Source organism: Mycobacterium sp. SMC-8 (assembly GCF_025263565.1).
Classification (GTDB): Bacteria; Actinomycetota; Actinomycetes; order Mycobacteriales; family Mycobacteriaceae; genus Mycobacterium.
This window is the reverse complement of sequence record NZ_CP079865.1, coordinates 342,456-361,485: the sequence shown is the minus strand read 5'-3', so window position 1 is coordinate 361,485 and position 19,030 is coordinate 342,456. Positions and strand designations below refer to the sequence as shown.

Genomic DNA, 19,030 nt, shown 5'->3' with positions numbered 1-19,030 from the left:
GTGGAACTGCAGCTGGAGCTCACCAGCTGCCAGGTCGAGACACTGGGACGTGCGGCCGTCGGCGAACTTCCCGACCGTGGAGGTGCGGGTGGCCGACGTGCCCGCGACGGTGACCGAGACCGTGCTGTTCGCCGCGCTGGTGCGCGGCTGCGTGATGACCGCCCTGGACGACGAACGACACGGTGAGCCCGTGCTGCCGCTGGCGCCGTACGCGCTCAAGGCCGCGTACTGGAAGGCGGCGCGGGAGGGCGTGGACGGCGACGGCGTCGACCTGGAGAACCATGCGCCCGCACCGATGTCAGCACTGCTGGCCGGTCTCGTCGACCGCATCGCGCCGGCGCTGGAGGCCACCGGCGACCTCCCGCTGGTGCGCGCGGGCCTCGAGCGTGTCACGACTGTCGGCAACGGCGCGCTGCGACAGCAGCGCGCGTGGCGCAGAAGGTATGACGTCGCTGACGTGCTGGCCGAAGTGGCCGCCGCAACGCTGGAGGAGACTAGGTGAGCGGCAGTTCGGCGAACACCGGGCTGCTCGGCTGCGAGGAACCACCCGGCGGTTCGACGGTGAACGCCAGCGCCCGCGACGACCCGAGATCGGGCAGCACGGCCGTGGTCGACGGCGCGACCGCCGCAGAGTCCATGGTCCCAGCTGAGTGCGGACCGGCGGCGTCGACCAGCCACATCTGGTACACGGTGCCCGGTTGCGGGGGCGGAACGTTGTTCATCACCAGCACCCCGGAATTGCGTTCACGCGAGAACACCACGGTCGCGGTGCCGCCGCCGGGGATCTCGCCGGAGATCGTGCGCACGTCGGGTGCGGCGAAGACCTGCTCGGCGGTCGTCGGTGCCGAGGCCGGCCGCAGCGCGTACCCGACGCCGACGGCGCCGAGGCCGATCACCACGGCGGCCGCCGCGGTCAGCACCGCGGCCGCGCGCCTGCGGGAGCGTGGCTGGGTGGGCAGAGACCGGACCGGGTCGTCGGCGATCTGGCGCAGCACCGCATCACGCAGGTGCGCGGGAGGTTCGACGGCGGTGGCGCTGGCAAGCACGGCCATGGTCTCCTGCACCGACCGCACCTCGGCCAGAAACGCCGCAGCGACATCAGGTTCCGCGGTGGCCAGCCGGTGGTCCACATCGGCCCGCTCGGCGCCGCTCAGCGCGTGCAGCGCGTAGGGCGTCGCGAGCGTCAGAAGCTCGTTCTGTGCGCTGGTCATGCCACCCCCAAACATCTGCGCAGGCCGCGGATACCGTCGCGCATCCGCGATTTGATTGTGGCCAGGTTCGCCGCCAACCGCTCGGAGACCTGGACGTAAGTCAGACCGTCGTAATAAGCCAACTGGATGCACTCCCGCTGGGTGTCGGTCAACGAACCCAGGCAGTCGGCCACCCGGCGGCGCTCGTCGTCGAGGAGCACCTCGTCGGCGACGTGATCGGTCGGCGGTTCCACCGAGGCGGCGCCGTAGCGGGACTCCCGGGTGCTGGCCGCCTGCTCGGCGCGCACCCGGTCCACCGCGCGGCGATGGGCCAGGGTCAGCAGCCAGGTCAGCGGCGACCCGGCCTCCGGGTTGTAGTTCGCCGCGTTGCGCCATACCTGCAGATAGATGTCCTGCGTCGTTTCCTCGCTGTAACCGGGGTCGCGCAGCACCCGGATGACCAGTCCGTAGACGCGGGACCGGGTCTGGTTGTAGAACGCGGCGAACGCGTCGGCATCGCGGCGGGCCACCTGGCGCAGAAGAGCGTCGAGTTCGGCGGTCACGAGCGGTAGCCTAGCGGCAGCTACCAGGACCGATGACGTCATGGCGATCGTGTCTCCAGCGGACCCCTGGTCAAGATCGTTCCGGAAGTTCCTTTGCCGACCGTCGCCCGGCCGTCACGGACTGTCGCCCGATCCTCGTCGGACCCCTCGGGAATTACCGGCACCCTGCGCAGCCACAACAGTGCGGCCTGGGTGCGCATGCTCATCCGGTTCATCAGCGGTGACAGCGGGGCGACGACCTGCAGCGCGAGGATCTGACCGACACCGGCCGGCCGGCGGGTACCCCGCATCGTCGCCACGATGGCCGGCTGCTGGTCGCGGTGCAGCGAGATCGTCACGTCGAGTCTTTCGTCGGGTTGCGGGGCCCGCACCAGATAGTGCCCGTCCACTCCGTTGAACGGTGACGTCCGGAACTTCTTGTCCACCATCACCGGTCGGTCGCCGCAGGGCGGAAGCAGGTATGCGTACCGGCCGCCGGCCGCGTTGTGGACCTCGGCGATGACACAGCGCAGCACTCCGCGGGCGTCGTGGCACCAGAACAGGGTCAGCGGGTTGAACTCCTGCCCGAGCACCCGCGGTTGCATCAGCGCGGTGACCGTTCCGCCGCCCAGGTCGATGCCCTTCTCCGCCAGGAACGCGTCGACCCTGCCCCGCAGGGTGTCCTGCGGCGCTTCCCACAGGTGGTCGCGGGCCTCGAAGCGGGCGAACGGCCGCAGCCATCCCGGCAGGCGGGGCAGCGCGTCCAGATCGACGAACCAGCTGTAGCTGCGGTGTTCGAAGTAATGGTGCACAGGTGCGCGCCGCAGGTGGGTGATGCGCGTGCGGTACACGGCCGCATTCCCGCGGTCGCCGCCTCGACAGTCGGATTTCACATCAGCTATTCGGAGCGGGGTCGGGCGTGGATGGGTCGGTTGCCGACGGGGGAGTCGGGTTGGGTCAGCAGATTGGCGTCAGCCTTGCGGATCCGACGATGTCCGCATGGCGCACCGACCCGACATCTGCCACGAGCGTGCGGCGGCCGCCAGTCCCCGCACCAGTGCGGAGGTCGCAGCGAACAGCCCGTCGTCGCTGGGCAGCCCGCTGCGGGGGCTCAGCCCGCGAACCCGCGGTGGGAGTTCAAGCTGGGTGCCGCCCCCGCGGACCCGGTTGACCGGATTGTCCGGGTGCAGGCCCCGGAGCTCTCTCGGGATCGCCTCCAGGTCGGTGACGACCCGGTAGCCGGGGATGCCGACATGGCGGGCGACGTGGTCGGTCAGGCCGCGATTGCGCCCACCGGCCAGGATCTGGGTGCTGCGCCCCAGCCGGCCGTAGCCGTGCAGGGACACCGCCACCTCGATGTGGTCGAGGAACTCCGCGAGCCGATCCGACTGCGCCGGGTCATAACGCGCCGAGGCCAGGTGGTGGGGGTAGCGGTCGGGATGACGCACCGTATACAGCGAAGCGCCCGCTGCGTCCGCGGCGCGTTCGGCGATCACATCGGTCATCTGCTCCAGGCCGCCGCCGTGGATGGCCAGGAACCCGAACCGGGACTTCAGCACCGAGTCCTCGACGACGGCCGGATCGGTGAGCAGCTCGGAGAGCGATTGCGGCCCGGCATCATCGGCGGACGCGCGGCGATGCGGCCAGCGACTCGGATCCCACCTCTCCAGGAACTGGATCCAGTTGTGGGGCAGCCCGTGATGGCGGGCACCGGCGAGGATGCGCTCGAGATAGCCGGGACGCGGCGGCCCGGCTTCGACGCGATGGTCGATGTACACCCACGCGCTCGACGGTCCCCGCTCGGTCATGACGGTGAGTTCGTCGCGCCGGTACCGCACCGGAACTCCTTCGGCACTGTCCAGCGTGGCCAGGTCGCGATCGGAGACCCGCCACACCACGCCGTGCACCACGCTGCCGGCCAGCGGTTCCACCGTCGCGACCCCGCGCTGGTTGATCAGCCAGTCGTGATCGGCCAGCGTCGCCGGGCGCGGGTCGGTGGCATCGGGGCATCGGCGCGCCATCTGCTGCACGCACAGATTCGACCCGTACGCGAAGTAGATATGCCGACCGCCCATTCAGCCGGTCAGCGTGAGATAGATCAGCACCACGTTCAACAGGGTAATCAGGCCGGCGACGATCCAGCCGAGCGTCGTGGTGAGCCGATGGTTGACGTCATCACCCATCAGTCGGGCGTCGGCGGTGAGCCGGACCAGCGGGATCAGTGCGAATGGGATCCCGAACGACAGCACCACCTGCGAGAGCACCAGGGCGCGGCTCGGATCCACCCCGGCGGCCAACACCGCCAGCGCGGGCAGCAGCGTGATCAGCCGGCGCGTGATCAGTGGCACCGACCGGCGGATCAGGCCCTGCATGATCATCGCGCCGGCGTATGCCCCGACCGACGACGACGCCAGCCCGGACGCCAGCAGGCCGATCGCGAACAGCAAGGCGACGGTGGGGCCGAGTGCGGTCTGCACCGCGGCGTGCGCGCCCTCGATCGAGTCGGTGTTCTCGACGCCCTGCAGATTGGTCGCCGCCACGAGAAGCATGGACAGATTGACCGCGCCGGCGACGAGCATCGCGATGCCGACATCCCAGCGGGTGACCCGGAGCAGCATCCGGCGGGTAGGTCCGGGTTCGGGATGGCCATGGCGGTCGCGGGCCAGCCCCGAATGAAGGTAGACGGCGTGCGGCATGACCGTCGCGCCGAGCATCGCCGCGGCGAGCAGGACGCTCTCGGGGCCGTCGAACCGCGGCAGCAGGCCCGCGACCGTGTCGTCGACCGGCGGCGGTGACGCGAAAAGACTTGTCAGGAAACCGATTGCGATGACCAGCAGCAGGCCGGTGATCACCCGCTCGAACATCCGTTGTCCGCGCTGGTCTTTGACGAGCAGCAACACCAGCGAGACCGCACCGGTGATCACGCCGCCGACGAGCAGTGGCAGGTCGAACAACAGGTAGAGCGCGATCGCTCCGCCCACTACCTCGGCCAGATCCGTTGCCATGGCCACTAATTCGGCCTGGAGCCAGTAGGCCAGCCGGGTGGGCCGGCCCATCCGACCACCGACCGCTTCGGGAAGCGACATACCGCTCACCAGCCCGAGCTTGGCGGACAGGTACTGCACCAGACAGGCCATCAGGTTGGCGGCCACGATGACCCACAGCAGCAGGAATCCGAACTGCGCGCCGGCGCTGACGTTCGCGGCCACGTTGCCGGGGTCGACGTAAGCGATCGCGGCGACGAATGCGGGCCCGAGCAGCACCCAGCGTGAGCGCGTCGGTGCTTCGGCCTGGCGCGTCACGGCACCCCTTTTCATCCGGCAATGCGAATAGAAAAGTTAGGTTAGCCGAAACCTATGGGTCGGGCCAGTCCCGCGATGGTGCCGGAACAGCGGTCACCAGGGGCCGAGGCCGTATGCGCCGACCAACGGCCACACCCCGATACCGGTCCAGCCGCCGTAGTTCCACGGCGGTGGGGTGGTGGTGATCTGGGTGCTTCCGTTGGTCTCGCAGAACGTCACCGTCTTGCCGAGGTCCGTACAGTCCGGGGCGGCCGACGCGGTGGGGGCAGGATCGCCGCCACCCCGAGAGCCACGAAAAGCCCTGTCGCAGAGCGAGACACGACGGTCACGGAATCAGAAGATGAACGGGCCGTAGCCTTCCCACGGGAACATGCCACCGCCGTACCACGGCATGGCGTATTGCCCGGGGGTCGAGCTGATCTGGGCGTTGCCCGGCGACTGGCAAACCTCGGTCCGCCCCCCGGCGCCCGCCGACGTCGTGGCGCAATTCGGCTGGGCAGACGCCGCAGGAGCTGCGGCGATGGCCACGGAAGCACCGCCGGCGACAAGGAGAGCAGCAACAGTGCTCAGGCGAGCCTTCATTTTCAGCATCCTTCCAGGGAGGGTTGCCGCTTAGCGTACAGACCTTCGCCGGTTATGGGAGGTAACTCCCGCGCGGTCACGATTCCGGGGGCAGCGTCGATGACGGCGGGGATCGCATTGACGACTCGAGCCGCGGTCGCCACCAGCCCGGCATGGTTGTGGTCGCCGTGGGGACTGCTCAGGCACAGGTCGAGCGTGTAGGACGGTTCGCCGGTGATCTCGATCCGGTAGGAGCCGCCGTGCTGAGCGGGCTGCGGCCACTCCGGGCACAGGTCATCACGCAGCCGGGTGACGTGCTCGAGGACCACGGCGACGTCTCCGTCCTTCATCCCGCGCACCTCGAAGCGGATCGCCGCGGTGGTGCCCTTCTCGATGCGGCCGGCGGCGATGTCGAAGGCCTCCGGCGCGGGGACACGCACATGGGTCTCGGTGACCTCGTCGAGGTCGATGCCCAATCCGGCGGCCAGCTGCCGCACCACCGAGCCCCACGCCAGGCTCAGCACTCCCGGCTGCAGCAGCATCGGGGTGTCGTCCAGGCTGCCGCCGAAGCCCATGACGTCGAACATCACCGGCGCGCTGTCGTACGTGTCGTAGTTGATGATCTCCATACAGCGGATCTGCTGGACGCTCTGGCAGGTTCCCGCCAGTGCCATCGGAAGCAGGTCGTTGGCGAAGCCCGGGTCGATGCCGTTCACGAAAATGCTGGCGTTGCCCGCTTTGGCGGCGTCCTCGATGGGGGAGATCAGCTCGTCGGGGAGCACCTGCCACGGATGCTGGAGGAAGACGGCGCTGCTGCCGACGACGTTGACGCCCGCGGCGAGGATCCGGCGGTAATCTTCCAGCGCCTCGGGCAGCCGGTTGTCGGCCAGTGCGGTGTAGACCGCGCACTCCGGTTGCGTGGCCAGCACCGCGTCGAGGTCGGTGGTGGCCAACACCCCCGTCGAATCCTGGAGTCCGGCAAGCTCTGCGGCATCCTTACCGGTTTTGGCCTCCGAGGACACCCACACCGCGGTCAACTCGAAGCGGGCGTCGGTAATCAGCTGTGCCAGCGCGTGCTTGCCGACGTTTCCGGTGCCGATGGCGGCGACTTTGATGGCCATGGCTGGCTCCTCACAGATCGGGGATGGGCAGGTCGAGATTCGGGAAGGTGATGCCGCCGTCGACTTCGAGGGTCTTACCGGTCAGGTAGCTGCCGGCCGGCGAGGCCAGATACACCGCGGCGGCGGCGATGTCGACGGGATCGCCGAGACGCTTGAGCGGGGTGGCCTTCTCCATCGGGTCGCGCAGCGCGTCGTTCTCGGCCACGATCTCCAGCGCCGAGGTCAGGATCGAACCGGGGGCGATCGCGTTGACCCGGATCCGCGGGGCCAGATCAAGCGCCGACAACCGGGTGTAGTGCGCCAGCGCGGCTTTCGCGGTGCCGTAGGCGGCGAACCCGCGGCCGGCTAGGCGCCCCATCGTCGAGGTGATGTTGATGATGCTGCCGCCGCCGGCGTGCTCGAGCATCAGCGGCACCGCGGCGACGGTCAGCGCGTGCGCGGTCGCGACGTTGAACGCGAACGCGTCGCGCATGTCCTTGGCCGAGGTGTTCAGAAGCGCGTTCGGCATGGTGCCGCCAACGTTGTTGACGACGATGTCTAGTCGCCCGAACGCGTCGACGGCCTGGGCCGCGAGGGCCGCGGTGTCCTCGGAGTGCGCGAGGTCGGCGACCACGACGTGCGCGCGCCGGCCGGTCGCCTCGACCTGCTGGGCCACCTCGTCGAGCTGGGACCGGGTGCGGGCGGCAATCAGCACGTCAGCGCCAGCTTCAGCGAATGCCAGAGCCATCGCCGCGCCCAGCCCGCGGCCGGCGCCGGTCACCACGGCCACCTGATCGTCGAGTCGGAACCGGTCCAAGATCATGCGCGTCGTCCAATGGTCACGGGGCGTCACGCTAGCAAGGAGTACGCAGCGAAGTGACGGTTTCTGGAACACGTTCTATTTGACTGTGGGGGCGGCTTCGCCTTTCGGGGGCGCGTCGCGGGTCGGCGTCGCCACGGGCAACACCAGTCACAGGAGTTCGTCTATTTCAGGAGAAGTGCGAGTGGGCCGCTGCTAAACGTCGCTAGGTGGGGCGCGTCGTGCCTGTGATGTCAGCGGCCGGAACTGACGTCAACTTCGATGCGTGCCTGCCGGTTGGCGGCGCCGGTCCAGTGCTACTTCTTGGCCGGTGCCTTCTTGGCCGCCTTTTTGGCCGCTGTCTTCTTGGCGGGTGCTTTCTTGGCAGCCAATTTCTTGGCTGGCGCCTTCCTGGCCGACCCGCCGTCGGAGTCATCGGTGTCGTCCGACTCCTCTTCATCGGAGCCGGACCCTGATCGACCCGACCTGCTCGACGAGCCTTGCTCCTTGCGGGCCTTCACGCTAGCTTCCAGCTTGGCCAGCAGATCGGAGACATCCTCGGTCTCGTCGAGCTCCTGCGGCTGCTCTTCGGTGGTAAATGCTTCTCCGCCTTCGAGTTTCGCCTGGATCAGCTCGTGCAAATGCTCCTGATAGTCGTCGTGGTAGCGGTCCGGATTGAAGTCGTCGGTCATGGAATCCACGACCTGACTGGCCATCTTCAGCTCGGCGGGCTTGACGTCGACCTTCTTGTCGAGCACCGGGAAGTCCGGATCGCGGATCTCGTCAGGCCACAGCAGGGTGTGAATCATCATCACGTCGCGCTTGCTGAAATCCTTGACCCGCAGGGCGGCCAGTCGGGTCTTGTTACGCAGCGCGAAGTTCACGATCGCAACCCGGTCGGTCTCCTTCAGCGTCTGGGCGAGCAGCACGTAGGACTTCGCCGACTTTCCGTCGGGCTCCAGGAAATACGACCGGTCGTACATCAGCGGGTCGAGATCGCCGGCGGGCACGAACTCCAGCACCTCGATCTCGCGGCTACGTTCTTCGGGGAGCGTCGAGATGTCGTCATCGGTGATGATGACGGTCTGTCCGTCATCGGATTCGTAGGCCTTGGCGATGTCGCGGTACTCGACGACCTCACCGCACACCTCACACACCCGCTTGTAGCGGATGCGTCCGTTGTCCTTCTCGTGCACCTGATGGAACTTGATGTCGTGGTCCTCGGTGGCGCTGTACACCTTGACCGGGACATTGACCAGCCCGAACGCGATGGAGCCCTTCCAGATGGACCGCATCAGCCCAGTATGTCCGATGCGGCGGCGTCGCGGCTGACACGATCGGGTAGCTCGGCGCCGGGCCGCGCCACGGTCAGGGCCGCCGTCAGCGTCGCCATGCGCACCGCGCCCGTCAATGACTCCGTTCCGATGGCGGCGAGGCGGTCGCGACGCTGCGCGCCGAGCAGATCCATCGACCACAGCGCGTCGATGAGGCCCGTCATGAACGCATCACCCGCGCCCACGGTGTCCACCACATCGACATGTCCGGCAGGTACCCGCACCGTTCCGTCCGCACACATCGCCAGCGCACCGTCCGCGCCGTAGGTCACCACGACGATCGACGGTCCCAGGGCCAGCCAGGCCGCCGCGGTCTGATCGGGGGTGCGCGTCGGATCCATCCAGTGCAGGTCCTCGCTGCTGGCCTTGACGACGTCGGCGCGTTCGAGCATCCGGTCGATGCGCGCACGAGCGGCGTCGGCATCGGCGATCAGCGCGGAGCGGATGTTCGGGTCGAAGGTGACTGTCGCCGACAAGTGATACGTGTCGACGAGGGCCTTGGTGGCCAGGCATCCCGGTTCCAGCACCGTGGCGATGGAGCCGGTGTGCAACACCAACGGCGGCGCTACTTCGGGAGTGCCGCTCAGCTGCCACTCGATGTCGAACGAATAGGTCGCCGACCCGGACGGATCGAGCCGGGCGAGTGCCGTGGCGGTCTTGGCGGCACTGGTGCTTCCGGAAACAAGTTGTGCACCTGAGCTTTTCACGTAGTCCGCGATCCGCTGCCCGCGGGCGTCGGTGCCGATGTGGGTGAGGAAATCGACGTCGCGGCCCAGCCGGGCGAGGCCGACCGCCACATTCAGTGGGCTTCCGCCCACATATTCGCCCAGTGGCTCTCCGTCGCGTTCGACGATGTCGACGAGTGCCTCACCGATCACCAGTGCCCTCATCGTGTCGACGCTACCGCTTCCGGAATGGGTAATACCGTGATGTGGTGGACCGCTATGACCGGGTGAGGCTGACCAACCCGGACAAGGTGCTGTACCCGGCGACCGGGGGACGGCGCAGGGACGTCACGAAAGCAGAGGTGTTCGACTACTACGTCAACGTAGCGGCGGCGATGCTGCCCCACATCGCCGGGCGTCCCGTCACCCGCAAGCGCTGGCCCAACGGCGTCGACCAGGAGTCCTTCTTCGAAAAGCAGCTCGCCTCGTCCGCGCCGGACTGGCTGAGACGCGGCACCGTCGTGCACAAGTCGGGCACCACGACCTATCCGGTGATCGACACCGTGGAGGGGCTGGCCTGGATCGCCCAGCAGGCCGCGCTGGAAGTGCACGTGCCGCAGTGGCGGTTCACGGGCGGCGACGGGGAAGCCGGTGAGGTCGGGCCTGCGACGCGCATCGTGTTCGATCTCGACCCGGGTGAGGGGGTGACGTTCCGGCAGTTGTGCGAGGTCGCCCACGAGGTCCGGGGTCTGATCGGCGACATCGGGTTGCGGACGTTCCCGCTGACCAGCGGCAGCAAGGGGCTGCACCTCTACGTGCCGCTCGACGACCCGATCAGCTCACGCGGAGCCTCTGTGCTGGCCAAGCGGGTGGCCCAGCAGCTCGAACAGGCGATGCCCAAGCAGGTCACAGCCACGATGACCAAAAGCATGCGGGCCGGCAAGGTATTTCTGGACTGGAGTCAGAACAACGGCAACAAGACCACCATCGCGCCGTATTCCCTTCGCGGACGCGAACATCCGACCGTGGCGGCGCCGCGCACCTGGGACGAGATCGAGGATCCGGACCTGCGTCACCTGATGTTCGACGAGGTGCTCGATCGGCTCGACCGCGACGGCGACCTGCTCGCCGATCTGGATCCGCCGCTGCCGGTGCCCGACCGGCTCACCCGGTATCGAAGCATGCGCGACACCGCCAAGACTCCGGAACCGATTCCCGGTGAGGCTCCGAAGACCGGCAACAACGACACGTTCGTCATCCAGGAACACCACGCCCGCCGGCTGCATTACGACTTCCGGCTGGAACGCGACGGTGTGCTGGTCAGCTGGGCGGTGCCCAAGAACCTGCCCGACACCCCTTCGGTGAACCACCTCGCCGTACACACCGAGGACCACCCGATGGAGTACCTGACCTTCGCGGGTGAGATCCCCAAAGGCGAGTACGGCGGAGGCCAGGTCTACCTCTGGGATACCGGCACCTACGAGACCGAGAAGTTTCGGGACAATCCGCCCGACGGTCCTGCCAAGGGCGGCGAGGTCATCGTGACCCTGCACGGCAGCAAGATCGAGGGCCGGTATGCGTTGATCCAGACCGACGGCAAGAACTGGCTGGCGCACCGGATGAAGGAGCAGAACAATCCCACAGTGGCAGACCTTGCGCCCATGCTGGCCACCGAGGGCTCGATACAGCGACTGACCAAGGCGCAGTGGGCGTTCGAGGGAAAGTGGGATGGCTACCGGCTGTTGGTCGAAATCGATCACGGGAAGTTGGCGCTGCGCTCGCGGCGGGGTCGCGACGTCACCGGCGAGTATCCGCAGCTGAGGGCGCTGGCCGCCGACCTCGCCGAGCACCACGTGATCCTCGACGGCGAGGCGGTGGCACTCGACGAGTCCGGTGTTCCCAACTTCGGCCACATGCAGAACAGGGCGCGGTCGACGCGAGTGGAGTTCTGGGCGTTCGACATCCTCTATCTCGACGGCCGTTCGCTGCTGCGGGCCAAATACTCCGACCGCCGTCGCCTGTTGGAGGCTCTTGCCGATGCTTGCGGCGTCATCGTGCCCCCGGTGATCGACGCCGACACCGGGCCCGAGGCGCTCGAGGCGGCACGCAAGAAGCGGTGGGAGGGGGTCATCGCGAAGAAGCGCGACGCCACTTACCAGCCGGGTCGTCGCTCATCGTCGTGGATCAAGGACAAACTCTGGAACACCCAGGAGGTGGTGATCGGGGGCTGGCGGGAAGGCAACGGGGGCCGCACCAGCGGCATCGGTGCGCTCGTGCTCGGCATCCCCGGCGACGGCGGCCTGCAGTTCGTCGGCCGTGTGGGCACCGGGTTCACCGACAAGGAGCTGGCGTCGCTGAAGGAGACGCTGATGCCCCTACGTACCGACGAATCACCTTTCGCCACAGAGCTTCCCAAGCAGGACGCCAAGGGGGTGACGTTCGTGCGGCCGGAACTGGTGGGGGAGGTGCGCTACAGCGAACGTACGTCCGACAACCGGCTCCGGCAGGCCAGCTGGCGCGGGCTGCGTGACGACAAGACGCCCGACGAGGTCAGATGGGAATGAGTTGGGAATGAGTGCAGTCAAGTGATCCACCCCGGCATGTCGGGAGGTTCTCTTATCTGAGTGCCTCCTCGGTATGAGGGTGCCGTTGGCGATGGTAATAGAGGGCTTCGGCCCGGTCCGGAGTCAGGTCCTGGCAGTAGCCATTCGGTCGCTGCCGGTTGTAGAAAGCCACCCATTCGGCGGTTGCCAGCGAGAGGTCGGCGGCACCGGGATACGGCGGCTGGTGGTCGATGAGTTCGGTCTTGTAGCTGCTGTTCACCGATTCGGCCAAGGCGTTGTCGAAGCTATCGCCCACCGATCCGACTGAGGGCAGGATCCCTTCAGCGGCCAAGTGTTCAGTGAACGCTACCGCCGTATATTGAGAGCCCGCATCGCTGTGATGGATCAGATCATCCAAAAATGTTGCACCAGAACGCTTCCTGGTATCTATGGCGTGGTTGATCGCATCGGTCACCAGCTTCTGGGTCATCTCGGTGGCCACCTTCCAGCCTACGATCTTGCGGGCGTAGACGTCGGTCACGAACGCTGTGTAGGCCCAGCCGGCACGGGTCCGGCAGTACGTGAAATCGGCCACCCACAAACGGTCCGGCGCGCCGGCGACGAAATGCCGCGCGACCCGATCCGGAGCTCGCGTTGCTGCCGGATCAGCAATGGTGGTGCGCACCCGGCGGCGCTTGCACGCACCCCGCCAACCCATCTCCCGCATGACCCGCTCCACAACACACCGTGAGACATCGAGTCCGTTGGTACGCAACACAATCCACGTCTTACGGGCACCCAGAACCGCGAACAGCTTGTTGGATCGGCGCAGCCGCCAGATGGCGTCGATCACCTGCGCATCAGTCCAGTCCGCCTTCGAGGGGCCACGGCGGGCGCGGTGGGCGTAATACGTCGACGGGGCGATCACGACGCCGAACTCCGAGAGCACGGCGCACATCGACTCGACACCCCACTTGAGACCATCAGCGCCCACACGCATGTGCTGGTGGGCGCTGATGAACTCCACGACTACTGAGACGGCCGGTCGAGCTCGGCAGCGAAGAAAACCGACGCCGCCTTCAAAATCGCGTTGGCCCGCTTGAGTTCGGCGTTCTCCCGGCGCAGCTTGCGCAGGACCTCGGATTCCTCGCTGGTCTGCCCAGCCCGATCTCCGGCGTCGATCTCGGCCTGGCGGACCCATTTGCGCACCGTCTCGGCGGTACCGACGCCCAGCAGATCAGCAACCCGGCCCATCGCCTCCCACTCCGAGACCGTGTCGCTGCGCAGATCGGCCACCATCTGCACCGCTCGCGCCTTCAGCTCGTCTGGATACCGCTTCGATGACTTCGTTCCCACGTGCCCATCCTTCCCAACAGAAGAACTCTCCGGACACGCCGGGGCGGATCAAAGTGCGGAGGAAACGCGTAAGCGACGTGGACAGGCTCGAATGCGTTGTCCAATGTCTTGCACTCTGTCGGTGGTGACGGCATCAGCGCAGAGGTCGGATGGCGCGGATCGGGTTTGGAGTGTGTGCGTCAGAGTGCTCAGAACTGTCGCCGATGTCTTGGTGGATGGCATCTGAAGGCCGACCTCGGTTTGTCGGTGGTCGAATGTATGTTCGAAGTATGTCGGGGAGCGAGGTGCGGGCCGCGGTGAGCGGGTTGCGCCGCGCCTTCGATGAGGTGGCGGCCTGTGAGGTTGATTTGTTGACCCGACCGGATTTGGTGGCGGCCCTGGATGAGCTGGAAACCCTGTGGTGTCAGCTGCCCGCGGTGCGTCATCGGCTGCTGGCCCGGTTGCAGGCTGAGGCGACCCCGCGCCAGATGGGCGCGAAATCCTGGAAAGAGGTGCTTTCGGTGCGTTGGCGGCTCTCGACCGGCGAGGCGCATCGGCGGTTGAGCGAAGCGGCGGTGTTGGCGCCGCGCCAGTCGTTGACCGGCCCGGCCCTGCCGCCGGTGCTGCCGGCCACGGCGATCGCCCAAGCGCACGGGCTGATCAACGCCGAACACGTCGACGTGATCCGCCGATCGCTCAACAAGGTGCCGGGCTGGGTCGACACCGCCACCCGGGAGCGCATTGAGGTTGATCTGGTGCGTACTGCGGTCGGTAACGGCCCCAAGGAACTCAAGGACTGCGCGGAGCGGACGTTGTTTCTGCTCGATCAGGACGGCCCCGAACCCGATGAAACCGAACGCGCCCGCAAACGCGCGGTGTCGAGGTCGCCCCAGCGTGGGGATGCCATGGTGGATCTGCGCGCCACGCTGACTCCGGAGGCGTGGGCGGTGTGGGAGCCGATTTTCGCCCGGTTGGCCGCGCCGGGGATGTGTAATCCCGACGATCCCGAGCCGTGCACGTCGGGGACGCCGTCGCAGGCCCAGATCGACAACGATCAGCGCAGCCTGGCCCAGCGCCAGCATGATGCGCTGGTCGCAGCCGGGCGGATCGCCCTGATGAGCGGCCAGCTCGGGCAGCTCAACGGGCTGCCGGTGTCGGTGATCATCCGTACCACGGTGCAGGATTTGCAGTCCCGGGCCGGGGTCGGTGTCACCGGCGGGGGCACGGTGGTGCCCATCGCCGAAGTGATCCGCATGGCCGGGCACGCCAACCACTATCTGGCGGTGTTCGACCGGGCCACCGGCTCAGCAATGGATTTGTTCCGCGCCAAGCGCATCGCCTCCCCGGCACAGCGGATCATGCTGATCGCCCGTGACGGCGGGTGCACCAAACCTGGCTGCACCGTGGGCGCCTACGGCTCTCAGGTCCATCACGTGGTCGCCGACTGGGTCGATGGCGGGAACACCAACGTCGATGAACTCGGCCTGGCGTGCGGGCCGGATAACCGCAGCGTCGACCCCGACGGCGGTGGGTGGTCGACCCGGATGAACGACCGTTGTGAGGTGGAATGGATCCCACCCCCGACACTGGACACCGGTCAGGCCCGGCTGAACTACTACCACCAACCCGAACGGCTCCTCCGCCCACCAGAGGACCCGGAACCCGACAATCCCGAGCCGGCCGAGCCCGCGGCGGGCAGCCAAGTCCGCGTCGCCGAACCGGACACCCCACGAACCGCCGACGATCCCGGCGAACCCGGCGGACCCGCACCACCCGGCGACCGCGCGGCCTGACGGTCGCGGGGACGCTGACCCGTGCAACAGGTTACCGCGCGACCGGACCGTCGCGAGGTTCGCAGAGGTGGCGTTCCACCGTGCGGGACTGTTGAACAGTGTTCGGCGATCTCAGAGTTGGTGTCCGTCGCCGGCCGGTCGAGCGATGAAGCTTGGCTACATTTTCATGTCACCGCCGCAATCAACTGACGGATCGCCATATGTGACGGCATGGCCAGTTTGTAAGTGTCTCTGACGAAATCCTCAGAACTGACACCTCCTGTTAGAGTGGCTGATGTGAGTGATCTGCATGACGGCCCCGGCAATCGACTGGAGCGGCGGAAACAGCGGACGCGGGCTGCGCTGATCCGCGCGGCGCAGGCGCTTATCGCCGCTGGGACGCTCAATGTGCCGATATTGGAGATCACCCGGGTCGCCGACGTCGGGATGGGTTCGTTCTACAACCACTTCGCCAGCAAGGAAGAGCTTTTCGAAGCAGCGGTCGCCGACGTACTGGACAAGCACGGTGCGCTTCTCGACCGGCTGACTGCCTCGACAGAGGATCCTGCGGAGACGTTCGCGTGCAGCTTCCGGCTGACCGGCCGATTGTTCCGCCGCCGGCCACAGGAAAGCCGGATACTCCTCGGCGGGGGACTGCACCTGATGTCCTCGGATCGCGGTCTCGCTCCGCGCGCACGACGCGACATCACAGCGGCCGCAGCGGCGGGACGCTTCCGCGTCGACGATCCTCAGCTCGCGTTGGCGGTTGCTGCAGGTGCGTTGTTCGGTCTCGGGAAGCTGCTGCAGGACGAGCCGGAACGTGACGATGCGGAGGCCGCCGACAGGGTCACCGAAGACTTGTTGCGCATGTTCGGGATGACCGCCGATGAGGCCCGCGACGTCTGTCGCCGGCCGCTACCCGACATCGATGACGTGACTCGTCCGGACTCGGCGGCCTGACTGCGCTGCACCGCGACGCTGAACTCCGACACCTCAGATAGGACTGGCGGCCGCCGCGAGCGCCTGCTGCAGCCCGCGGGTGGCCAGCACGTCGGCGAGCTCGTTGTCGACGACACCGGAATGTCCCTTGACCCAGAACCATTCGACACGGTGCTGCGCGCACGCGATCTGAAGCCGCTGCCACAGATCGACGTTCTTCACCGGCTGCTTGGCTGCGGTCATCCACCCGTTGCGCTCCCAACCGTGCACCCACTTGGTGATGCCGTTGCGGACATACGTGCTGTCGGTGTGCAGGTGCACCGTCACAGGCCGGGTGAGTGCCTCCAGCGCCATGATCGGCGCCATCAATTCCATCCGGTTGTTGCTCGTCGTAGTGGCCTCGCCGCCGAACATCTCACGGACGCGATCGCGGTGACGCAGCACCGCACCCCAGCCGCCCGGTCCCGGGTTGGGTCGGCAGCCCCCGTCGGTGTGGATGATGACGGGGTCCTCGATGGACGCGCTCATGGGGTCCGAGGATAAGGGGCCGAGATCATCGCCGTCCGGACCGACATCCCGAACTCGAGATTCCGAAGCGTGGTAATCCGCCGGCCCGGCTGCACCGCGTCCTTCACGGGGCCGGTGCGGCCGTCGAAGAACGCGGCGGTCTGCTCGATGTCGGTGACGGCGTAGGTGATACCCCACAGCGTGGAGGGCCCGTTACCGGTCGTGTCGGGTGAACCGACAACTTCCAGGATCACCTCCCCGAGTCGGAAGAAGACCTGGCGGACCGGCCGACCGCCCAGTTCGGCGTCGCGCGTGCGGCGCGGGCGCGTGCCGCACGCGATCAGCGCGGTGACGGTGCGGTCCAGATCGGGCGACATCAGCACGACGTGATCGATGCCGATGACGCCGTTGGCGTGGGGGGCGGGCGGGAACGCAGCGGTGTCGGAGCTGACGGTCGGGACCTCGTCCGAACTGGTCGTCGGAATGCCGTCGACGTCCCCGCCCCCTGAAGGCAGGCCGCGTAGCGTCCAGCCGACGATGCCGCTCCCGTGGCCCCGGCCGACCAGACTGAGGCGGACCGCGCCCACTCGGCAGATCCCGTCGGCATCGACGCGGAAACCGGCCTGCGCCCATGCGTCGGGTGGATCGGCGACGCGGAACTCGTCGACGGTCACGGTGGCGGCGGCGCGGGAAGAATCGATGGGGCTCAGCCTACGACGCGCGCGTCACCAACGAAGAGCTCACACTTCACGTGTCCCGGACGCAGCCGGGTCTCGTTACCCGCCGAGCGGACCACGACGGCCACATGGCGGGACAAACCGTCCTGGTATCAGGTGTCCACCCAGGACCGCACCATCAACCCTGACCTGGAGCGCTTCCTGGCTCACCGGATGAGCGCGCACACAACCGAACTCGACATGTCCCACGTGTCGCTGATCACCCAGCCACTAGAGGCGGCGGCGGTGATCCTGGCGGCCGCCGGCGTCGCCGGCTAGTCGTCCTCGTCGTCGGACTTGTCCTCAGATTTGTCCGATTTGTCGTCGTCATCCTCGTCGGACTCGGACTTCTCGGATTTATCGTCGTCCTCGTCATCGCCGGACCGGCCAACCAATTCGAGGACCGCCCAATGACTGGGAGACAGCAGGACCGACCACTGGCCCTTCTTGCGGCCGAGTTTCAGTACGCCGTCGTCGATCTCCCACACAGTGTCGTCATCGTGCTGGGATTCTTGGCCATCGGAGTAAGTGAGTTTGAACGCCATGGTGACGAATGCCCGAAAGAGCGGGCCGTTAATCGCCGTGACGTGTGCCTGAAGGGGGCGACATGATTGTGCCAGCCGGAACGGCACCCGGGGAGGGCGGGAGCCGACTGATCCCGTCGGCAGCCGGGGCTGCGAAGAATCCGGCCTGGTAATACAACCTCGCCGCGCACCCCGACCGGGTGCGGATCAAGCTGGAGGGGCGCAGGTACAAGGTCGTCGCCGAGCAACTTCACGGAAGCGAGCGCGAACAGGCATGGCAGGGGATCGCGAGATCCACGAAGCGCTCGCGACCTTCCAGTCCAAGACCGACCGGGAACTCCCCGTGATCGGTTGTCCGCGCGTTAGTCCGTCGCTGCGTGCGGCGCGCGGCCGAGGAAGGTGTGCACGATGCCGCGCTGCCAGCCGGACACGGTCATGCTCTGCACGTCGATGAAACCGTTGCGCCGCAGCCGGTCACGGAACTGTTCGGCACCGTCGAACTCGTTGACACTGCGCCGCAGGTACCGGTAGAGGCCGGCGTCGCCGGAGCGCACCCGGCCCGCCGGGATGATGATCGCGGTGGCGACCAGGTTCCAGACGGCGGAGGCCAGCCGGGAGTCGCGCACCGAGTACTCGTGTACGGCCAGCACCGCCCCGGGTTTCAGGAGTTTCAGCAGCGATCCCAGCACGTCGTCCTTGTCGTCGACGTTGCGGATCAGATAGGCGGCGAGGATGCCGTCGAACGGGCCGTTCACCCCGGCGTCCTGGAGGGTCTCGGCGCGGCTGCGCACGAACGTCACCGAGGGCGGCCACGACTTGGCCCGCGCCTGCGCCAGCATCCCGCCCGATCCGTCGACCGCGACGATCTCGGCGTACGGTGCGACACTGAGCAGCGCCGCGGTGGACAGCCCGGTGCCGCAACCGATGTCGAGCAGGCGCAAACCGCGGCCCTGGTCGGGCAACTGCATTCGCTGTGCCGACAGGCGGAGGTGTTCGTGGTAGCCGGGGTTGGCGCCGACCAGCCCGTCGTAGGCCTGCGCCCCGGCGTCGAAGGCATCGGGGACGTCGTAGTGTTCGGGGGTCATACGATCTCCAGACACGTCATCAGCGCGAATTGTAGCCGCCGACGGCGGTTGCGATACCGCTGATGATCAACCTCGGGCCCGGCGGTTGCGGGCGCGCTCGGGGCCATACCTCGAAT

20 protein-coding genes and 1 pseudogene are annotated in these 19,030 nt (G+C 67.4%); 5 read left to right on the top strand and 16 right to left on the bottom strand.

Annotated features, from left to right (window positions below):
- Positions 1-40: 40 nt before the first annotated feature.
- Positions 41-502: pseudogene (locus KXD97_RS01885) on the top strand (carboxylate--amine ligase); the annotation flags it as partial.
- On the opposite strand, the gene KXD97_RS01880 reads toward KXD97_RS01885, so the two are convergent.
- The 11 genes from KXD97_RS01880 to KXD97_RS01830 form a co-directional block, all read right to left on the bottom strand.
- Positions 495-1,211 carry an anti-sigma factor gene (locus tag KXD97_RS01880; protein ID WP_260755195.1) on the bottom strand — a complete coding sequence of 239 codons (717 nt, stop codon included), beginning with the start codon at positions 1,209-1,211 and terminating at the stop codon, positions 495-497. The pseudogene KXD97_RS01885 and the gene KXD97_RS01880 overlap by 8 nt on opposite strands.
- Positions 1,208-1,795, bottom strand: a complete 588-nt coding sequence (locus tag KXD97_RS01875; protein ID WP_260755194.1) for a sigma-70 family RNA polymerase sigma factor — start codon at positions 1,793-1,795, stop codon at positions 1,208-1,210. The genes KXD97_RS01880 and KXD97_RS01875 overlap by 4 nt, the downstream gene beginning before the upstream one ends.
- Positions 1,792-2,625 carry a DUF1365 domain-containing protein gene (locus tag KXD97_RS01870; RefSeq protein ID WP_260755193.1) on the bottom strand — a complete coding sequence of 278 codons (834 nt, stop codon included), beginning with the start codon at positions 2,623-2,625 and terminating at the stop codon, positions 1,792-1,794. Before KXD97_RS01870 ends, KXD97_RS01875 begins: the two co-directional genes overlap by 4 nt.
- Positions 2,626-2,703: 78 nt before the next feature.
- Positions 2,704-3,807, bottom strand: a complete 1,104-nt coding sequence (locus KXD97_RS01865; RefSeq protein ID WP_260755192.1) for a poly-gamma-glutamate hydrolase family protein — start codon at positions 3,805-3,807, stop codon at positions 2,704-2,706.
- The gene (locus KXD97_RS01860) at positions 3,808-5,034 is read right to left on the bottom strand and encodes an Nramp family divalent metal transporter (protein ID WP_396884644.1); all 1,227 of its coding nucleotides are present in this window, start codon (positions 5,032-5,034) and stop codon (positions 3,808-3,810) included.
- A gap of 93 nt (positions 5,035-5,127) precedes the next feature.
- Positions 5,128-5,253, bottom strand: coding sequence for a hypothetical protein (locus tag KXD97_RS01855; RefSeq protein WP_260755190.1), 126 nt, complete (start codon positions 5,251-5,253; stop codon positions 5,128-5,130).
- 114 nt (positions 5,254-5,367) lie between these two features.
- Complete coding sequence (locus KXD97_RS01850) at positions 5,368-5,616, bottom strand: hypothetical protein (protein WP_260755189.1); 249 nt, start codon at positions 5,614-5,616, stop codon at positions 5,368-5,370.
- Between the two features lie 2 nt (positions 5,617-5,618).
- On the bottom strand, positions 5,619-6,716 hold the full coding sequence (locus KXD97_RS01845) for a diacylglycerol kinase (protein WP_260755188.1): 1,098 nt from the start codon (positions 6,714-6,716) through the stop codon (positions 5,619-5,621).
- 10 nt (positions 6,717-6,726) lie between these two features.
- Positions 6,727-7,518 (bottom strand): SDR family oxidoreductase, encoded by a 792-nt coding sequence (locus KXD97_RS01840; RefSeq protein ID WP_260755187.1) that lies wholly within the window; start codon positions 7,516-7,518, stop codon positions 6,727-6,729.
- Positions 7,519-7,811: 293 nt separating this feature from the next.
- On the bottom strand, positions 7,812-8,789 hold the full coding sequence (locus KXD97_RS01835) for a Ku protein (RefSeq protein WP_396884643.1): 978 nt from the start codon (positions 8,787-8,789) through the stop codon (positions 7,812-7,814).
- The gene (locus KXD97_RS01830) at positions 8,789-9,718 is read right to left on the bottom strand and encodes a carbohydrate kinase (protein ID WP_260755186.1); all 930 of its coding nucleotides are present in this window, start codon (positions 9,716-9,718) and stop codon (positions 8,789-8,791) included. The genes KXD97_RS01835 and KXD97_RS01830 overlap by 1 nt, the downstream gene beginning before the upstream one ends.
- A gap of 41 nt (positions 9,719-9,759) precedes the next feature.
- Here KXD97_RS01830 and KXD97_RS01825 point away from each other — a divergent pair, with 41 nt between their 5' ends.
- On the top strand, positions 9,760-12,057 hold the full coding sequence (locus KXD97_RS01825) for an ATP-dependent DNA ligase (protein WP_260755185.1): 2,298 nt from the start codon (positions 9,760-9,762) through the stop codon (positions 12,055-12,057).
- 52 nt (positions 12,058-12,109) lie between these two features.
- Here KXD97_RS01825 and KXD97_RS01820 read toward each other — a convergent pair.
- Positions 12,110-13,335 (bottom strand): IS3 family transposase gene (locus KXD97_RS01820; RefSeq protein ID WP_260757937.1). Its coding sequence is split into 2 segments (ribosomal slippage): positions 12,110-13,104 and positions 13,104-13,335, totalling 1,227 coding nucleotides; the frame shifts between segments, so codons are not numbered across the junction.
- 311 nt (positions 13,336-13,646) lie between these two features.
- On the opposite strand from KXD97_RS01820, the gene KXD97_RS01815 reads away from it, so the two are divergent.
- Both KXD97_RS01815 and KXD97_RS01810 read left to right on the top strand, forming a co-directional pair.
- Positions 13,647-15,164 (top strand): HNH endonuclease signature motif containing protein, encoded by a 1,518-nt coding sequence (locus tag KXD97_RS01815; RefSeq protein WP_260755184.1) that lies wholly within the window; start codon positions 13,647-13,649, stop codon positions 15,162-15,164.
- Between the two features lie 276 nt (positions 15,165-15,440).
- Complete coding sequence (locus KXD97_RS01810; RefSeq protein WP_260755183.1) at positions 15,441-16,103, top strand: TetR/AcrR family transcriptional regulator; 663 nt, start codon at positions 15,441-15,443, stop codon at positions 16,101-16,103.
- A gap of 33 nt (positions 16,104-16,136) precedes the next feature.
- Here KXD97_RS01810 and rnhA read toward each other — a convergent pair whose 3' ends face one another.
- Together rnhA and KXD97_RS01800 are read right to left on the bottom strand one after the other, a co-directional pair.
- Positions 16,137-16,610 carry a ribonuclease HI gene (gene rnhA, locus KXD97_RS01805; protein ID WP_260755182.1) on the bottom strand — a complete coding sequence of 158 codons (474 nt, stop codon included), beginning with the start codon at positions 16,608-16,610 and terminating at the stop codon, positions 16,137-16,139.
- Positions 16,607-17,263, bottom strand: a complete 657-nt coding sequence (locus tag KXD97_RS01800; protein WP_260755181.1) for a VOC family protein — start codon at positions 17,261-17,263, stop codon at positions 16,607-16,609. Before KXD97_RS01800 ends, rnhA begins: the two co-directional genes overlap by 4 nt.
- A gap of 159 nt (positions 17,264-17,422) precedes the next feature.
- Between KXD97_RS01800 and KXD97_RS01795 the strand changes: the two genes are divergently transcribed.
- Positions 17,423-17,584, top strand: a complete 162-nt coding sequence (locus tag KXD97_RS01795; RefSeq protein WP_260755180.1) for a hypothetical protein — start codon at positions 17,423-17,425, stop codon at positions 17,582-17,584.
- Here the strand turns inward: KXD97_RS01795 and KXD97_RS01790 are convergent.
- A complete protein-coding gene (locus KXD97_RS01790) occupies positions 17,581-17,850 on the bottom strand; it encodes a hypothetical protein (RefSeq protein ID WP_260755179.1) in 270 nt (89 codons plus the stop codon). The genes KXD97_RS01795 and KXD97_RS01790 overlap by 4 nt on opposite strands.
- 341 nt (positions 17,851-18,191) lie before the next feature.
- Positions 18,192-18,914 (bottom strand): class I SAM-dependent methyltransferase, encoded by a 723-nt coding sequence (locus tag KXD97_RS01785; RefSeq protein ID WP_260755178.1) that lies wholly within the window; start codon positions 18,912-18,914, stop codon positions 18,192-18,194.
- Between the last annotated feature and the right edge of the window lie 116 nt (positions 18,915-19,030).

Bases quoted from the DNA above. Each gene is read 5' to 3' on its own strand.
- rnhA (WP_260755182.1), bottom strand. From the start codon at position 16,610: ATGAGCGCGTCCATCGAGGACCCCGTCATCATCCACACCGACGGGGGC.
- KXD97_RS01835 (WP_396884643.1), bottom strand. From the start codon at position 8,789: ATGCGGTCCATCTGGAAGGGCTCCATCGCGTTCGGGCTGGTCAATGTC.
- KXD97_RS01830 (WP_260755186.1), bottom strand. From the start codon at position 9,718: ATGAGGGCACTGGTGATCGGTGAGGCACTCGTCGACATCGTCGAACGC.
- KXD97_RS01845 (WP_260755188.1), bottom strand. From the start codon at position 6,716: ATGGCCATCAAAGTCGCCGCCATCGGCACCGGAAACGTCGGCAAGCAC.
- KXD97_RS01850 (WP_260755189.1), bottom strand. From the start codon at position 5,616: ATGAAGGCTCGCCTGAGCACTGTTGCTGCTCTCCTTGTCGCCGGCGGT.
- KXD97_RS01875 (WP_260755194.1), bottom strand. From the start codon at position 1,795: ATGACGTCATCGGTCCTGGTAGCTGCCGCTAGGCTACCGCTCGTGACC.
- KXD97_RS01785 (WP_260755178.1), bottom strand. From the start codon at position 18,914: ATGACCCCCGAACACTACGACGTCCCCGATGCCTTCGACGCCGGGGCG.
- KXD97_RS01880 (WP_260755195.1), bottom strand. From the start codon at position 1,211: ATGACCAGCGCACAGAACGAGCTTCTGACGCTCGCGACGCCCTACGCG.
- KXD97_RS01865 (WP_260755192.1), bottom strand. From the start codon at position 3,807: ATGGGCGGTCGGCATATCTACTTCGCGTACGGGTCGAATCTGTGCGTG.
- KXD97_RS01840 (WP_260755187.1), bottom strand. From the start codon at position 7,518: ATGATCTTGGACCGGTTCCGACTCGACGATCAGGTGGCCGTGGTGACC.
- KXD97_RS01790 (WP_260755179.1), bottom strand. From the start codon at position 17,850: ATGGCGTTCAAACTCACTTACTCCGATGGCCAAGAATCCCAGCACGAT.
- KXD97_RS01815 (WP_260755184.1), top strand. From the start codon at position 13,647: ATGTATGTTCGAAGTATGTCGGGGAGCGAGGTGCGGGCCGCGGTGAGC.